This window comes from Maribacter sp. 4G9, assembly GCF_002742265.1.
GTDB lineage: Bacteria > Bacteroidota > Bacteroidia > Flavobacteriales > Flavobacteriaceae > Maribacter.
Genome location: NZ_MDGL01000103.1, coordinates 1 through 777, shown reverse-complemented (window position 1 = coordinate 777; position 777 = coordinate 1). Strand labels below are relative to the sequence as shown.

The 777-nt window shown below is 48.3% G+C and carries 1 protein-coding gene; it reads right to left on the bottom strand.

Features of this window, described 5'->3' with window-relative positions; genetic code table 11:
* On the bottom strand, positions 1–777 hold a 777-nt coding region (locus BFP75_RS10875), incomplete at both ends, for an IS66 family transposase (RefSeq protein ID WP_165776585.1).

Here is a 777-nt window from a genome sequence, read left to right as displayed (position 1 = left end):
CAGGTTTGGTGGTGTTTTGCAAGGGTTGCCGATTGTGCTCTCCATGCATCATGGAGCAAGGTGGCTTTTGGAAAACCTTCTGGAAAATGGGTGTCTATTGTTGTCTTTGCCCTATTATCGGAATGGGCGATATAGGTCAGCCCTGGAGTCTGCCAAGTCCACATCCAATGCCTGTTCCCGTTTACCTTGACACCGGTCTCGTCCGTACCGACCACTAGGCTCTGGGATACTCGTTGTCCTATGGAATCATAAACGGATGTTGTTTTATCGGCAAAACGGTTCAACAGCCTATGGATGCCACCTTCACTGATATCTATGTTAAAAACATCGTTGAACATTTCACGCATTCTTGCAAACGGCAAGTATTGGCGTGCATGGAAATAGCCGATAAGACCTTCTATTTGGGGGCCATAACCTATGGGTGCGTTTACGTGTTTGGGAAAGTCCGCCCTGTTGCGACAACCACAGGGACATTGTTTTGCAAAAGACCAGTACTCGGTATATATGGCCTTAACAGGTGGGATATCAACTATCTGGCGTAATCTGTCCCTAACCCCTTCTATGTTTTTCAATGAACCGCCACAACTACGACAATAATACGGGTGCAATTCCACAATCTTATCTGGTGTGGCCACCATTTCCAAGGTTTTGCCCTTCCTTCCCAGCTGGCCCCCTACTTTCCTGTTGGTGGGGCCACGAAGACTTTGGTTCTTCTTAGGGCGGTTTTCGTCCCTTGAGGGCGGTACGGAACTGTTGCGACTGTTCTTTGGAGTTTGG